This window comes from Phytoactinopolyspora halotolerans (genome assembly GCF_010550675.1).
GTDB lineage: Bacteria > Actinomycetota > Actinomycetes > Jiangellales > Jiangellaceae > Phytoactinopolyspora > Phytoactinopolyspora halotolerans.
Map to the genome: position 1 here is coordinate 130,228 of NZ_JAAGOA010000004.1, position 14,091 is coordinate 144,318.

Sequence of the window (14,091 nt, forward strand, 5' to 3'; positions counted from 1 at the left end):
CGGCGATGACGGCGGTGGCGTACTGGTTCCGGCTCGACGCTCGGCGTCGGTGGCGGTCGCTGCTGGTGCTGACGCTGCTGATCGCCGTCGCCGCCGGGACGGTCATGACGGCCGGCGCCGGTGCCCGGCGCGGATCGAGCGCCGTCGACCGGCTACTCGCGGAGACCATGCCGGCCACCGTGCGGGTGGAGCCGAACCGCCCGGGGTTCGACTGGGACGCGGTTCGGGCGCTGCCCGAGGTGGCGGCGCTCGGAGTGATCGCGTACAGCGGGTTCGAGATCGACGGCGAACCGGCGGGAGACTCCCTGGCGCTGCCGCCGGTGGACACCGGCATGCTCCGCACCGTTGAGCGGCCGGTGGTGCTCGAGGGCAGGGCGGCGGACCCGTCGCGCGCCGACGAGGTGGTCGTCACCCCGGCTTTCGAACGCACCCGTGGCACAGGCGTCGGTGACACCGTCACGCTCGGCCTCTACACCCCCGGGCAGATCGACGTCGTGCAGGGCCCGGACACCGCGTATGCCAGTACCGACGACGGAGTCCTCGGCCTGTACACGCCGGAACAACTGCAGGCCGCCCTCGCCGCCGGCTGGGACATCAACGAGACCGCACCGGCGGCCGGACCGGTGATCGAGGCGACCGTGGTCGGCGTCGTGCGTTCACCCTGGTTCGGGGACCGGCTGCACGGCGCGGGATACGTGATCCCGTCGGCCGGGCTCTATCAGCAGTTCACAGCGCATTTCAGCGGCGCACGGGACCTGGCGGGCACCGGTGCCCTGGTCCGGCTGCACGGCGGTGCGGCGGCGATCCCGAAGTTCCGTGAACACCTGGCACAGGTCGCCGGGCAGTCCGACATCGTCGTCGTGAACCAGGCGTCGTGGGCGTCGACGACCCGCGAGGTGACCGGCTTCGAGGCGACGGCGCTGTTCGTGTTCGCCGTCGTCAGTGCGGTCGCGGCGGTCTTCCTGGTCGGGGTGGCGGTCGCGCGTCATGCTGCGGTCACCGTGACCGAGCTGACGTTCATGCGCGCGGTCGGGATGACACCGGGGCAGGCGCGCTCGGCGGCGATCATCGGCCCTGCATGCGCCGGGGTGGCCGGAGCCGCACTCGGAGCCGCCGCGTCGATACTGGCGTCGCGCTGGTTCCCGATCGGTACCGCGTCGGTCGTGGAGCCGGCGCCGGGCGTCGACGTCGATGTGGCCGTCCTCGCGGCCGGGCTGGCCGGCGTTCCGTTCCTGGTGATATCCGGCGCCGTCGCGGCGTCGGCGTTCGCATCGCGCTCGACCGAGCGACATGCGTCTGCGCGACGTTCGACGATGGCCGCGGCCGCCTCGGCTGCCGGGCTGCCGGTCCCGGTGGTGGCGGGTACCCGGTTCGCGTTCGAGCCCGGACGGGGACGTCGGGCGGTGCCGGTCCGGCCGGCGCTGCTCGGCGCGGTCGCCGGCGTCACCGGCGTGCTCGCCGCGCTGACGTTCTCCGCCGCGGTGCACGATGCGGCCACCAACCCCGCTCGGGTCGGGGTCTTGCACGGCGCCGAGGCGTATGTCGGTTTCAACGATTTCGCGTTCGTCGAGACGTCCGCCGACGCCGTGTTCACCGCGCTGGCGGAGACGCCCGGAGTCACCGGTGTTCAGGACGTCGTCGGGAACGTGGCGGAGGCCGGTGCCGAGAGCGGAACCGAACAGCTCGTCGTGATGTCGCCGGTTCCGCTGGGTGCGCCCGCAGAACAGATCATCACCGAAGGCAGGCCGCCGGCAGGTCCGGCCGAGGCGATGCTGGGGCTGCGTACGGTGGACGCGCTGGGCGCCGGCGTCGGCGACACGATCACCCTCACCGGCACCAGCGGGACCACAGACCTGACGGTGGTGGGCGTGGGCGGCGACGCCGTCGACACCTCGGTGGTGACCACCCGTGCAGCGTACGAGACGCTTTTCGGTGAACGGTTCCAGTTCCACATGGGCGAGGTCGGGTTCGAGCCCGGCATCGATTTCGAGACCATGCTGCCGCGCCTCCGCGACGCGCTCACCGCCGTCCCCGGTGCGAGCCCGGACACCGTCGGGATCATCCCGCCCGAGTTCGACGATCCCGCCGGGCTTCGGTTCATGCGGCCGTTGCCGCTGTTCCTGGCCGGATTCGTCGTCGTGCTGGCGCTGGGGTCGGTGGGGTACGCGCTGGGCGCGGCGGTGCGGCGTCGTGGTCCTGAGATAGCCGTGCTCCGGGCGCTGGGAATGACACCCGGGCAGTCGCGCCGTGTGGTGATCACCCAGGCCATCGTGCTGACGCTGGCGGGGCTTGCGGTCGGTGTTCCGGTAGGGCTGGCGGTCGGCCGGACCGTCTGGCGTTCCGTCGCCGACGCCATGTACATCCACTACGTTCCACCTGCGGCGGTGTGGGCGCTGGTGCTGGTGGCGCCCGTCGCTCTGCTCGTGGCCGTGCTGTTGGCGGCGGTGCCGGGACGCTGCGCGTCGTCGTTGCGGATCGCGTCCGTCCTGCGGGCCGAATGAACGAAAGGGCTTGATTCATGAGCAGGATCGACTCGGAACGGGCCCGCGCTCGGCGCGACCGTGCCCTGTGGGTCGCGTGGTCGCTGCTCGTGGCCGCGACGATCGCGGCTGCGACATGGATGCTGCACGTGTTGCTCGATCTTCCCGATCCGCTGCTGCCGTGGGCTGCGAGCGGCGTGCTGGCGACGCCGGTGGTGGCGGCGGCGATGTTCTCGGCCCGGCTGCGGCGGCATGCGACCACGGTGTTCGGATCGACCGTGGTCGTCGGTGGTTTGGTCCTGATGGTGCTGACCGTGTATGTGGTGATCGTCGTCGGGCTCGGCGACGATGTCGACGGTTCGGAGCACGGCGTATTGGGGCTGTCGATGATCGCCGGGCTGGTGTCGGTGCTGCTGGCGAACCCGGTCCGCGCCCGGCTGCGCGACCTGGTTCGCGGCTGGTCGGGACCGCGTCGTCGGCCGGCGCGGACGGTGCTGGAGACCTTCGGTACCCGGATGACGCGGGCCGTCCCGATGGACGAGCTGCTGCTGCAGCTGACCGAGACGCTGCGCTCCACCATCGGGCCGCTGGGTGCCGAGGTCTGGACCGGGAGCGATGGCGTGCTGGAACGCACCGTCTCCGTGCCGGAGCGGCCACGCACGCGGATCACGCTCGGTGCGGCCGAGCTTGCGGCGGTCAGTGCGGCGCGTGTCTCCGGGAACGCCTGGGCCGAGGTGTGGTTGCCACAGGTGTTGAACCGCGACGAGGGGGCTGGGCAGCGGCCGGACGGGCAGAGACACGCAGAGCGCTCGCCGGACGGGAGCGGCCAGGGCGGCCACCGGTCGGCTATCCGGATCGCCCCGATCACCCACCTCGGCAAGCTGCTCGGCCTCCTGGTCGTGGCCCGGCCGCCCGGAGAGGCCGGATTCTCCGACGACGACGATCGCGTCCTGACCGAGCTGGCCCGCCAGGTGGGGCTGGCGCTGCACAACGTGTCGCTGGATACGGCGCTGCAGGCGTCGCTGGACGAGCTGAAGGAACGCAACGCCGAGCTTCAGGCGTCCCGAGCGCGCATCGTCGCGGCGGCCGATGCGTCGCGCCGGGAGATCGAGCGGAATCTGCACGACGGCGCGCAGCAGCATCTGGTGGCGATGGCGGTGAAGGTAGGGCTGCTGGCGCGGCTGGCCGGCGACGACCCGTCGACCGTGCCGCCGATGCTGGACGAGCTGCGCGAGGAGATCCAGGTGACCGTGACCGAACTGCGCGAGCTGGCACACGGCATCTACCCGCCGCTGCTTCGCGACCACGGGCTGGGGGAGGCGCTGCGCAACGCAGCCGGCCGCGCCACCGTCCCCACGAGCGTGCGCGTGGAGACCGACCGCCGGTTTGAGGCGGGCGTGGAGGCGGCGGTCTACTTCTGCTGCCTGGAGGCGATCCAGAACGCCGCGAAGCATGCCGGTGAGGGTGCCAACGTGACGGTGCGCGTCGCGGCGGACGAGGCCGGGCTCGCCTTCACCGTCAGCGACGACGGCGCCGGGTTCGATGCGGCTGGAGGCGCCACCGGCCACGGGTTCGTCAACATGCGCGACCGTGTCGGCGCGCTCGGCGGGGCGCTGACCGTACACAGCGCTCCGGGGAGCGGGACGACGATCCGGGGTGACATCCCGGTACCAGCCGAGGTGGACGCCGCGTGAGGCCGGGCTCAACAGGCGTCCAGACGGACATGCCGGGAACGCCCGCGATCAGCGCGGCGAACCAGTACACTCCCTGCGTGACCGACGCTGCGCGGACCATCCGGCTGGTGGTGGCCGACGACGTGCTCCTGGTGCGCGAGGGTATCCAGCGCGTGCTGGATACGTATCCGGATATCGACGTCGTCGCCGCTGTCGGGGATCTGGGCGCGCTGCTCGACGCCGTATCCGAGCACCGTCCCGACGTCGTCATCACCGACATCCGGATGCCGCCGGATTTCAGCGATGAGGGGATCCAGGCGGCGGCGCGGCTCTACACGGACTCGCCGGAGACGGGCGTCGTCGTGCTGTCGCAGTACGCGGAGCCGGAGTACGCGGTGAAGCTCCTGGAGCGAGGGTCGAAGCGGCGCGCGTACCTGCTCAAGGAGCGGGTCAGCGAGCCGGACCAACTGGCCGGTGCGGTACGCGAGGTTGCGGCCGGTGGCAGCGTCATCGACCCGCGCGTCGTCGAGATCCTGGTCAGCCGGGCGAAGCCGGAGACGGATCCGCTGGCCGGCCTGACGCCGCGGGAGCGGCAGGTGCTGGAGCAGATCGCGCAGGGCAAGAGCAACGCGGGGGTCGCGGCGCACTTGTACCTGACCGAGCGGGCGGTGGAGAAACACATCAACTCGCTCTTCGCCAAGCTGGGTGTGGGCAACGAGCCCGATGTGCACCGCCGGGTCGCGGCGGTGCTGCTGTACCTCTCCACCATCCAGCCCTGACGCTGTTCTGACCGCTGGCCAACCGGTGTCCACGCGGACCCCGTCCGCGCCGCGCAGCCGAGGACCCGCCCTGCGTCGGCACTGCAGTCTCGGCCTCTCCGCCCCTGCCTGCCCCCGGCCCTCCGCCCCCGCCCTCCGGTCCCGTCTGTCCAGGTGTTCCGGCCCCTCGGCGGGGCGTGTTCCGGGCCCTCGGCCAGGTGTTTCCGTCAGGGGATGCCTGCACCCCCGTACGCTGTGGTGGCCGCCGGATACCGCATCGGCCTCTCGCATGCAACGCTGAAGGTGTGATCGCCCCGGGTCTGCAGGCTGAAGCGCCGGCCGTCAGTGTGCTGGTGGTGGACGACCAGGAACCGTTCCGCGCGGCGGCCCGGTTCGTCGTCCGTGCCACCGCCGGGTACCAGGTGGTCGGCGAGGCCGCCAGCGGCGAGGCCGCATTGGAACTGGCCGAGCGGCTGCGGCCGTCGCTGGTGCTGATGGACATCAACCTGCCCGGGATGTCGGGGATCGAAGCGACCCGGCGCCTGACTCGGACGCTGCCGGACGTCGTGGTCATGCTGCTCTCGACCTACTCCGCCGACGACCTGCCCGACGACGCCGGAACGAGCGGCGCCCGCGCGTACGTGCACAAGACCGACCTCACGCCGGACGTTCTGCGCTCCGTCATCGACGGCACCCAACCGCCCGGCTTCTGACCGTCCCCGCCCCATGTGTGCCTGAGTGTGTGCACGTCGTGGGCTCAGGTAACGCTTGGTGCGCCCATGACCCTTCCAACCGTTACGTGAGCCCACGAGGCCGCCAGGTTATCCACAACCCCGGCCATGCCCTTCCCGTCCAGGCGCCGGCACCCGGACGATAGCGGGATGTCGGCACCCCTTACTCGCCTTCCGGCGCAGATCGAGGACGCGCTCGCCGCTGACGGCGGCCTGCTGACGGTTGCCCGCATGCGGGAGGTCGGCATCACCCGGCCCCGCCTTGGGCGCCTGGTGCGCGCCGAGCTTCTCGTCCGGCTGGCCAAGGGTGTCTACGCCAGCCGGGAGCAATACGAGACCGCACCGCCATGGCCCGCCTTCGCGCTGCGTTCGCGAGCGTTCACACAGGCGTGCGGGCCGAGCGCGTGCGCCGCCGGATGGTCGGCCGTGGCGATCCGAGGGCTGCCGGCGATCGGTCCGCCCCCAGACAAGCCGCTGGTCGCCGTGGAACGAGCGGTGGGATCGGCGAACACCGCCTTCGGCGAGATCCGCGCGGTCACGTTGCCGGCGGAGGACCGTACCCTTGTCGACGGTTGTGCGACCACGACCGATGCCAGGCTTGCCGTGGACCTGGCCCGGACGTCCTCCGTAGACGCGGCCTTGGTGGTGGCCGACGCGGTGCTGGCCTCGGGCACGACCGTCGAGCAGCTGAGCCGTGTGCTCGACACGCAGAACGGCTGGTCGGGGACGCGGAATGCGCGATGGGTCATCGAACACGCCGATGCGTATGCGGAGTCCGCTCTGGAGACGCTGGGGCGTCTGGCGTTCCTCGAACATGATCTACCCGTGCCGATCTCCAACGCCTGGGTGGATCTTGGGGCCGACCGATTCCGGCCGGACCACCTCCTCGATGATCGGTGGCTGGTGTTCGAGGGGGACGGGGATCTGAAGTACAACGACCGTCTCGACGCGGCACGTGTCATCGGCGACCAGCGAGAGCGGGAGTGGCGTCTGCGTGAATACGGTCTCGAGATCGTCCGGTACGGCTGGTCGGATGCCCGCCACCACCGTCGCCGGCTCGCCGAGCGGTTCCGGGCGGTCATCGCCGCTCGGGTTCCGCGGGACCGGCCGTGTCCGTGGTACCGGGAGAACCGGACATATCGGCGGGTGGCATGAATCGGATTCGGGAGCGGCTGCCGGCGTCGTGGGCTTAAGTAACGCTTGGCGCGCCCGTGATCCGTCCAACCGTTACGTGAGCCCACGAGGCGCTCCGCCTAGGCCTGGACATTGCACTTCACAGGTCGATGACGTCGCGTTCGCGGCCGATGGTGACCGGGAACTCGGCGTCGGCGGCCTCGCGGGCGGCGAGCGCGTCGACCGCGTCGTCGGTGCGGGTCGGAGCATGGTGGATGAGCACGAGCCGGCCGACGTCGGCGCGGATGGCCAGGGCCACGGCGTCGGCGACGGTGGAGTGGCCGTAGGCGACGGCGATCGCGCGCTCGGACTCGGCGAACTGCGCATCGTGCAGGAGGACATCGACGCCGTGAGCGAGCGTCGCGCCGGGGGCCGGATCGGCCGACGGGTCGTGGTCGGGGAGGTAGGCGAACGACGCGCCGTCGGCTTCGACCCGGATGCCGAAGGTGCGGCCGCCCTTGTGCGGGATGTCGGTGAGTAACACGCGTGCGCCGCCGGCCTCCAGCCACCCGGCCTCGGCCATCCGGAACCGCCACCGGCCGGCCAGGCCCTCCGGGCCGATGGGGAAGTGCGGCGGCGACATCGCACGGCCCAGCAGGGCCGCCGCCGCGGAGCCGGACTTCTCGGGCTCGGCTCCGCCTCCGGAGGGAAAGGGTGCAACGATCGGCGGCCCGGCCGTCGTACCGGTCGGGGCAGGCACGTCGACCGCGACGGCAGTGTGCTGACGAGGCGCCCCTCGGCCGACCCCATCATCGCATTCATATCGAGGTGGAGGCGGGGCGTCTTGGGCGGGGAGGTGCAGGACGACGTCGGCGTCGGCCGTGTCGCCCGAGCGGAAGAACGGGAGGCCCTGGACGTGGTCCCAATGCAGGTGGGTGAGGACGATCTCGCCGTGGAACGGGCGATGGCCGAGCGTGCGGGACAGATGGGTCAGGCCGGTCCCGGCGTCCAACACGAGTGTCGGTGACGCTTCCCCCGTCAGCGTCACCGACACACACGACGTATGGCCGCCCACCCGGAGGTACTCGCGGCCGGGCGCGGGCATCGAGCCACGAACGCCGTGCAGCGTGATCCTCACGTGGATTCGACCTCGGCGGGTGTTCTGCCGGTCGGCTGATGTGATGCGGATCCGGCACCGCCGGCCGCAACGCCCGTCGGTGCGCTGCCGGCCGTGCCACCGGCCGTTGTGCCACCGACCGTGGCGGCGGGGGTGGCGGCGCGGTCCTCGCGGCGGTGCGTGGCGGCCAACTCGGCGAGGCGCTCGTGATCGATGGCGTCGGCCGCGGCGACGGCGACCCGTGCGGGCGTGACAGCGGTGAGCGTGGACGTGCGCAGACCGCCTTCCAGCACGGCACGTTCGCCGAGGATCGCGCCGGGGCCGATCTCGGCGAGACGGTCACCGTCCACGTCGACCGCCAGAACGCCGTCGAGCAGCAGGTACAGCTCGTCGCCTGGCGTGCCTTGCCGCGTCAACAGGTCGCCGGCGGCGAGCGTCGCGATCCTCGGACGTTGCGCCCCGCTCATCAGCAGCCGGGACATGGCCCGTTCGCCGGCGCTCTCCGCCGCGGTCACCAGAGCGGGCGAATCCTCGTCGCCCCACGGTGTGCGTGAGCCGAAGGAGTGCGCATACCAGCTGGAGAAATCGGTCAGACCGGACTTCAGGACGAGCATGCCGGCGGCGTCGTACACCCAGTGCCGCGGAAACCGGCTCGCGCCGGTGAGTTCGACCTCCGACGAGCCGTCCGGCCGCACGGTGAGGGCGAGCGTCGTCCACACCCACGGTGCCTGCATCTTCACGAACGGCGGGTGCGGGACCGGACGCGGCGCCGGCAGTCCCGTCCGACCGCCGCAGGTTTGCACGAGTCGCGCGCTGCCGTCTTCGAGCAACTCCGGATCCCGGCGGATGACGGGGAACGCGACCGCGGTGAACGTGGTGCCGAGCTTGCCGATATGGATGGTGGTCGACCCCATCATGACGCCGGCGTCGTCGTCGTAGCCGGCCCGGACGACACGGCCGTCCTCGACGGCAGCCCAGCAGGCCAGCACGTTGGCGTACCGAAACCGGTCGTGAGCGCGCAGCTCGTCGAGGTCGTCGATCGTGTCCGGCGGCGGCTCGTCGTAGTGGGTGAATCCCAGGTCGAAGGCTTTCCGGGACATGCCGGTCACCGCCTCGGACGGGATCCACGAGAGCGATGTGGCGGTGGCGTGCACGGTTGTGGGTGTCATGGCGCTTCCTCTCCTGCCGTCGACGACGACGCTACGCAGCCGGAGCCGTGCTGTGGAGGGCGCAGACCTGCAGGTCGCAGGGGGTGCTGCCACCCGCACGGAGGTGTGGGAAAGCGGGATGCCTGCACTCTGGCCCGACGCCTTGGCTGAGCGCAGAGTTGAAGAGCCATGTCGATCACAGAGGCACGGAGCATCGAAGCGACGAGCCGCACTAGACAGGTCCGGCCGGACAAGTCCCGCCGGGCAGGTCGGTCCGGACACGCCCGACCGGACACGCCCGACCGGGCCGGCTCGCCGGAGCGCGATGACGTGCCGACGGAACGGAGGAACCATGTCGGACAACAAGGAGCGCGTGCGCAGGCTCTGGGAACAGGTCTGGCCGAACGGCGACGTCGCCGGGCTGAGCGAACTCATCCACGCGGACGGGGTGAACCATGCGGCGCCTCCCGGCGCGCCGCAAGGCTTCGAGGGCGCGAAACAGACGATGTTCTGGCTCCGGAGCGCCTTCTCCGACGAGCGCTACGAGATTCACCAGCTGGTCGAGGAGGGCGACACGGTGGTCGCCTTCATGACGCACCATGGACGGCACACGGGGGAGTTCATGGGCATCGAGCCGACCGGCCGGGAGTTCGCGTACCAGCACGTGCACATCCACCGGCTCGAAGACGGCAAGGTGATCGAGCACTGGTTGGTGCGAGACGACGCCACCTTCATGCAGCAGATCGGGGTGGCCGGCCCAGGTGCCGCTACGCCCGCGCCCCGGTGATGCCGACCAGGGCAGCCAGGCCGAGCGCGCTGCGCGGGGCGTAGGCCATCCGCCACAATCCGCCGTGTGCCGCTCCGGCGGCCTCGTCCAGCCAGGGATGCTCACGCGGGGGCGCGGGTCGGCGCAGGTCGTGGACGAGCAGCGCGGCCATGAGTGTGTTGGCCGTGCCTGGTTCGAAGACCTCGACGCCGAACCGATGCGCCCCCGCGTACACCGTGGCCAGCGCGCGGTTCTTCATGACCGAGCGGGTCCGGGTGGGTGGGGCAACGTTGAGGCTGACGGTGTGCCCGTCCGCGTGCGCCGTCGTTGCGCGCCAGCGTTGGAGCCGTTTGGCCAGCGCGTAGTTCGGGCCTTGTTGGGCGACGAGACTGTCGCAGATGCCCGGGTCGGAAGCGGGAACGTAGTTGCGTTGCAGCAGCCGGCCCGTGGACAGGATCTTCAATGGGCGGCGGATCAGCGCGAGCTTCGACCTCGCTTGATAGGCACGTACCGACTGCTCCACGGCGTCGGCGGGAACGGCGAACACGTCCGTCGGCGTGGCCAGAAAGGACAGTGCCGTGTCCGTCCGCTCCCTCATCAGGTGGGCGGAGAGCGCGTCCACGGCCATCGAGACCCGGACGTGGGTGGCGCCGTCGGCATAGGCGTAGTTTCCGAGCACCAGCCGGCCGTCCAGTTGCATGAGCCACTGGACCAGGGCGGGCAGCTCACGGAGCAGATCCGCACCGGCCCGTGATTCCAGGTCGCCGCTGCCGGGGCGGACCGGCATGTGCAGCCGCCCGGCGTAACGACGGGCGGCGTCGGCCAGGCCTGTCCAGATGCCGGGGCGCGGCAGGTCGACGGCAGTGACGTCTCCGCCCCAGCGCAGAACCGCCCGGACCGGACCCATCTCGGCGCCCGCGCCGAACGCGACCAGACGGACGTCCGACAGGTCCAGCCAGTCTGGGTTGGCCATGACCGTGCGCACGGCTTCCGCGGCGGAGGGCTCGAGCACGCCGGCGTCCACCCACGTGTCGAGCTGGCGGGCGAGCGCGTCACCGCTGAGGCGATCCCCGCGGTACGGCAAGACCAGTTCGCGTTCCGGCGTGCCCGCACCGGTGACGACCGCCGTCTCGAAAGGTACGTCGGTCTGCTGGTTCAGCGCCTCGGCCAAGCTGATCTCGGCCTCGTCACCGGCACCGCGATCGGCACCGACCCCGGCACCGGCATCTGCACCGGCGCTCGTCTCGTCACGGGGACCGTCACCGGTGGCGTCGTCGGGCGGCACGAAGCGCATCCGGTCGTGCAGGGAGGCCAACCCGTCGGCGGCGATCTGCTGGGCGGCGGAAGCGGAGGTGAGCCCGGCCTCCACGAGCCGCCGGAAGTGCAGAAGGTAGCCTCGTCGCCAGTTCGTCTCGCCCTCCGCCGCGCGAGCACCCACCGCGTCCACTCCGCGCAATGCGTCCGCGACGACGGCACGTCCTAGCGCCGATGTGCTGCGTACGCCATCTGAGCTGCGCGGGAACACCACTCCGGACGGGTCGTCCATGACAATCCTCTGCTCAGCGGGGTGCAGTCGTGCCGCGACCGTAGCCAGCATCACGCCGACGGCACGGCACGCACGTATCCGTTGAAGATATCGCCTACCGGAACCGGGACGCGAGCACGCGCGCCGTATCCACGTCTGCCATCAACCTGCTTCGCGCGGACGTGATTCACACGACCATGGACGCAGCCGGGCATCGGCGTCGTGTCCCGGGAGATGGTCGCGGCCGCGAGGGCGAACGTCCGCGTTTCGACGATAAAGAGTTGCCGTCATGACTATAGTGCGTGACCATGGTCATATGACGGTACCTGCGGCTGAGAAAGGCGACACCCGGATCGCGGCCGGCCAGTTCAAGGCGACCTGCCTGAAGGTGTTGGACGAGGTCGCGGAGACACGGGCCCCGGTCACCATCACCAAGCGCGGCCGGCCCGTTGCCCGCCTGGTGCCGATTGAGCCTCCGGCGCCGCTGTTCGGTGCCCTCAGCGGGACGGTAGGCCGCTACGAGGATCTCATCAGTCCGATCGGTGATTCGTGGGATGCCATCCAATGATGCCGAGCGTGACGGCGGACAGCGGCGTCGTGCTCGACACTCACATCCTCGTGTGGCTGATGGCAGGCGACGCGCGGTTGTCGACAGAGACGCGCCAAGCCATCGAGAACGCCTCGTACGCGGCGGGTGTGAACGTCAGCGCGATCTCCTTGTGGGAGATCGCCATGCTGGTGGCCAAGGAACGGCTGCAGCTCACACGCGATGTGGGCGAGTGGATCGATCTGGTCGTCGGCAACCCGGGGCTGAGCGTGGTGCCGCTGGCGCCGGAGATCGCGGTGGCCAGCACACGCCTTCCGGGGGAGATCCATCGAGATCCGGCCGACCGGATGATCGTGGCGACGGCTCGCACCCTGAATGCGACGCTGATCACGGCTGATCAGACATTGCTGAAATATGGCGCCGCGGGCCACGTCGCGACCATGGCAGCCGGCTGACGGCCGGCCTCGGCGGACGGCCGGAGTCGGGATCAACCGCGGCGACGGTCGAGAGCCCGGCCGGCGGGTACCTGAGCTGCCATGTCGCGTAGCAGGGTGAGGGCGGGCGCGACGGGGCGATCCCCGATGAGCGCGACGAGCCGGTCTTCGAGCCGTTGCTCGACCTCCACGACCTGCCGGGCCAGCTCCCGGCCGTGATCGGTCAACGTCAGCAGCACCTGGCGTCGGTCCTCCGGATTCGGCACCCGACGGACCAGGCCGGCGCTGACCAGGCGGTCGACGATGCGGCTGGGGTTGGTGCCGGACTCGCAGACCAGCATTTCGCCCAGCCCGTTGAGGGTCAGCGGTTCGCGTTCGGCGAGCAACCCGAGCGTCTCCGCCTGGGACGGTGTGAGTCCGAGCGGCCGGAGGTCGGTTGCCAGCTGGCGATTGCCTTCCCGCTGGAGCGCCAGGATCAGGTAGCGAAGCTCTGTGACCTCTCTCATCTGTGTGGCGTTCTCCTCGGGGCGGGTCAGGTGGTCAGCACAAGTTTGCCGGATGCTTCGCGCCGCTGAAGGGCGTGGTGGGCGTCCGCGGCCTTCTCCAATGCGAACGTCGCGCCGACGACGGGCTCGATCTCGCCGGTCGCCGCCATCGTCAGCAGCCGCTCTAGGCTGTCGCGGTACCAGTGGTGGTCCGAGGCGATCTGCCGCGGCACCATGCACAGCGCAGTGCGCTTGCCGGGCCGCAGTCCGAGCAGCGTCACGGTCAGCGCGCCGCGGATGGTGTCGGCCACCATGTGTCCGGGGCGTCCGGAGAACGCATAGCTGACCAGGACACCGCGCGGCGCGAGTATGCGAAGTCCTCTGCGCAGGTAGTCACCGCCGATGTGGTCGAACACGGCCTGCACACCGTGCGGTTCCTCGCGCTTGATCACTTGCTCGAAGTCGTCGCGGCGGTAGTCGATGACGCGCACGCCGGCGTCCGCGAGCATGTCCTGCGCCGTCGCGGACGACGCGGTGCCATAGATGCGGACGCCGGCCCGGTGTGCGAGCTGGACGACGGCGCGTCCGACGCCACCGCTGACCCCGTGCACCAGGATCGCGTGGCCCTCGCGGACGTGGCCATGGGTCTCTAAGAGGCTCAGCGCGGTGAGGTAGTCCAGGGGAATGGAGGCGGCGGCGATGGTGTCGAGACCGTCGGGCACCGGGACCGGCAACCAGTCCGGCATCGTGACGTACTCGCTGTATGCGCCCATGTGCGGTAGGGAAGCGGCGACGCGTGTCCCGGGCTGCGCCCACCGTGGTACCGCGCCGGAAGAGCCGGGCCGGGCGTCCACCACCTCACCGACCAGCTCGTATCCCGGTGTGAGCGGCGTGCGTCGCTGCAGGAGGTAGTCGCCGGTACGGGCCATGATGTCGGTGAAACCGACGCCGGCTGCCAGCACCTTCACGCGCACTGCCCCTGATGGTGGCGCCGGGAGCACCTCGTCGACCAACCGCAGCTCATCGACGTCGCCGAATCTCTCGACGACGATCCTCCGGTTGGGAATGTCTGGAAGCTCCATGACCACGCTCCTGGTCTCTCGCTATCGGCATTAGATGTCATGACACTATATGTCGCGACATCTAATGTCAAGCCGGTATCCCGTATGTGTGGCCGAGTGCCTGCGGTGCAGGGGCGCACGCGGACGGTGGGGGAGCGTGCCCGGATGGCGAGAATTCATCCGGGCAAGCCTTGACATACCGGAAAGATCTCCGAGATGGTCTAGACCTCACTGCGATCTTTCCCGAGAGGAG

Annotated in this window: 13 protein-coding genes; 8 read left to right on the top strand and 5 right to left on the bottom strand. The window is 70.6% G+C overall.

Annotated elements, in window-relative coordinates; translation table 11 throughout:
• Positions 1-5 precede the first annotated feature (5 nt).
• From G1H10_RS07085 to G1H10_RS07105, 5 genes are all read left to right on the top strand, one after another.
• Positions 6-2,501, top strand: coding sequence for an ABC transporter permease (locus G1H10_RS07085; protein ID WP_163734787.1), 2,496 nt, complete (start codon positions 6-8; stop codon positions 2,499-2,501).
• A gap of 17 nt (positions 2,502-2,518) precedes the next feature.
• Entirely contained in the window at positions 2,519-4,174 is a 1,656-nt protein-coding gene (locus G1H10_RS07090) for a sensor histidine kinase (RefSeq protein ID WP_163734789.1), read from the top strand.
• A 77-nt stretch (positions 4,175-4,251) separates the two neighbouring features.
• On the top strand, positions 4,252-4,932 hold the full coding sequence (locus G1H10_RS07095) for a response regulator transcription factor (protein ID WP_216852988.1): 681 nt from the start codon (positions 4,252-4,254) through the stop codon (positions 4,930-4,932).
• A 284-nt stretch (positions 4,933-5,216) separates the two neighbouring features.
• A complete protein-coding gene (locus G1H10_RS07100; RefSeq protein ID WP_216852989.1) occupies positions 5,217-5,624 on the top strand; it encodes a response regulator in 408 nt (135 codons plus the stop codon).
• Positions 5,625-5,792: 168 nt separating this feature from the next.
• Entirely contained in the window at positions 5,793-6,797 is a 1,005-nt protein-coding gene (locus G1H10_RS07105) for a type IV toxin-antitoxin system AbiEi family antitoxin domain-containing protein (protein ID WP_163734794.1), read from the top strand.
• A gap of 118 nt (positions 6,798-6,915) precedes the next feature.
• Here G1H10_RS07105 and G1H10_RS34455 read toward each other — a convergent pair whose 3' ends face one another.
• Complete coding sequence (locus G1H10_RS34455; RefSeq protein ID WP_163734797.1) at positions 6,916-7,893, bottom strand: MBL fold metallo-hydrolase; 978 nt, start codon at positions 7,891-7,893, stop codon at positions 6,916-6,918.
• Positions 7,890-9,041: a cyclic nucleotide-binding domain-containing protein gene (locus G1H10_RS07115; RefSeq protein ID WP_163734800.1), complete on the bottom strand. Its 1,152-nt coding sequence runs from the start codon at positions 9,039-9,041 to the stop codon at positions 7,890-7,892. The genes G1H10_RS34455 and G1H10_RS07115 overlap by 4 nt, the downstream gene beginning before the upstream one ends.
• A gap of 331 nt (positions 9,042-9,372) precedes the next feature.
• Here G1H10_RS07115 and G1H10_RS07120 point away from each other — a divergent pair, with 331 nt between their 5' ends.
• Positions 9,373-9,807 (top strand): ester cyclase, encoded by a 435-nt coding sequence (locus G1H10_RS07120; RefSeq protein WP_163734804.1) that lies wholly within the window; start codon positions 9,373-9,375, stop codon positions 9,805-9,807.
• Here the strand turns inward: G1H10_RS07120 and G1H10_RS07125 are convergent.
• A complete protein-coding gene (locus G1H10_RS07125; protein WP_163734807.1) occupies positions 9,788-11,332 on the bottom strand; it encodes a hypothetical protein in 1,545 nt (514 codons plus the stop codon). The genes G1H10_RS07120 and G1H10_RS07125 overlap by 20 nt on opposite strands.
• 295 nt (positions 11,333-11,627) lie before the next feature.
• Between G1H10_RS07125 and G1H10_RS07130 the strand changes: the two genes are divergently transcribed.
• Both G1H10_RS07130 and G1H10_RS07135 read left to right on the top strand, forming a co-directional pair.
• Entirely contained in the window at positions 11,628-11,879 is a 252-nt protein-coding gene (locus G1H10_RS07130) for a type II toxin-antitoxin system Phd/YefM family antitoxin (protein WP_163734809.1), read from the top strand.
• 8 nt (positions 11,880-11,887) lie between these two features.
• Positions 11,888-12,313, top strand: coding sequence for a type II toxin-antitoxin system VapC family toxin (locus G1H10_RS07135; protein ID WP_216852990.1), 426 nt, complete (start codon positions 11,888-11,890; stop codon positions 12,311-12,313).
• Positions 12,314-12,345: 32 nt separating this feature from the next.
• On the opposite strand, the gene G1H10_RS07140 is transcribed toward G1H10_RS07135, so the two are convergent.
• Together G1H10_RS07140 and G1H10_RS07145 are read right to left on the bottom strand one after the other, a co-directional pair.
• The gene (locus tag G1H10_RS07140; RefSeq protein WP_163734814.1) at positions 12,346-12,798 is read right to left on the bottom strand and encodes a MarR family winged helix-turn-helix transcriptional regulator; all 453 of its coding nucleotides are present in this window, start codon (positions 12,796-12,798) and stop codon (positions 12,346-12,348) included.
• Positions 12,799-12,824: 26 nt separating this feature from the next.
• Complete coding sequence (locus G1H10_RS07145) at positions 12,825-13,859, bottom strand: quinone oxidoreductase family protein (protein WP_163734817.1); 1,035 nt, start codon at positions 13,857-13,859, stop codon at positions 12,825-12,827.
• Positions 13,860-14,091 lie beyond the last annotated feature (232 nt).

Bases quoted from the DNA above. Each gene is read 5' to 3' on its own strand.
- G1H10_RS07085 (WP_163734787.1), top strand. From the start codon at position 6: ATGACGGCGGTGGCGTACTGGTTCCGGCTCGACGCTCGGCGTCGGTGG.
- G1H10_RS07090 (WP_163734789.1), top strand. From the start codon at position 2,519: ATGAGCAGGATCGACTCGGAACGGGCCCGCGCTCGGCGCGACCGTGCC.
- G1H10_RS07105 (WP_163734794.1), top strand. From the start codon at position 5,793: ATGTCGGCACCCCTTACTCGCCTTCCGGCGCAGATCGAGGACGCGCTC.
- G1H10_RS07115 (WP_163734800.1), bottom strand. From the start codon at position 9,041: ATGACACCCACAACCGTGCACGCCACCGCCACATCGCTCTCGTGGATC.
- G1H10_RS07120 (WP_163734804.1), top strand. From the start codon at position 9,373: ATGTCGGACAACAAGGAGCGCGTGCGCAGGCTCTGGGAACAGGTCTGG.
- G1H10_RS07125 (WP_163734807.1), bottom strand. From the start codon at position 11,332: ATGGACGACCCGTCCGGAGTGGTGTTCCCGCGCAGCTCAGATGGCGTA.
- G1H10_RS07130 (WP_163734809.1), top strand. From the start codon at position 11,628: ATGACGGTACCTGCGGCTGAGAAAGGCGACACCCGGATCGCGGCCGGC.
- G1H10_RS07140 (WP_163734814.1), bottom strand. From the start codon at position 12,798: ATGAGAGAGGTCACAGAGCTTCGCTACCTGATCCTGGCGCTCCAGCGG.
- G1H10_RS07145 (WP_163734817.1), bottom strand. From the start codon at position 13,859: ATGGAGCTTCCAGACATTCCCAACCGGAGGATCGTCGTCGAGAGATTC.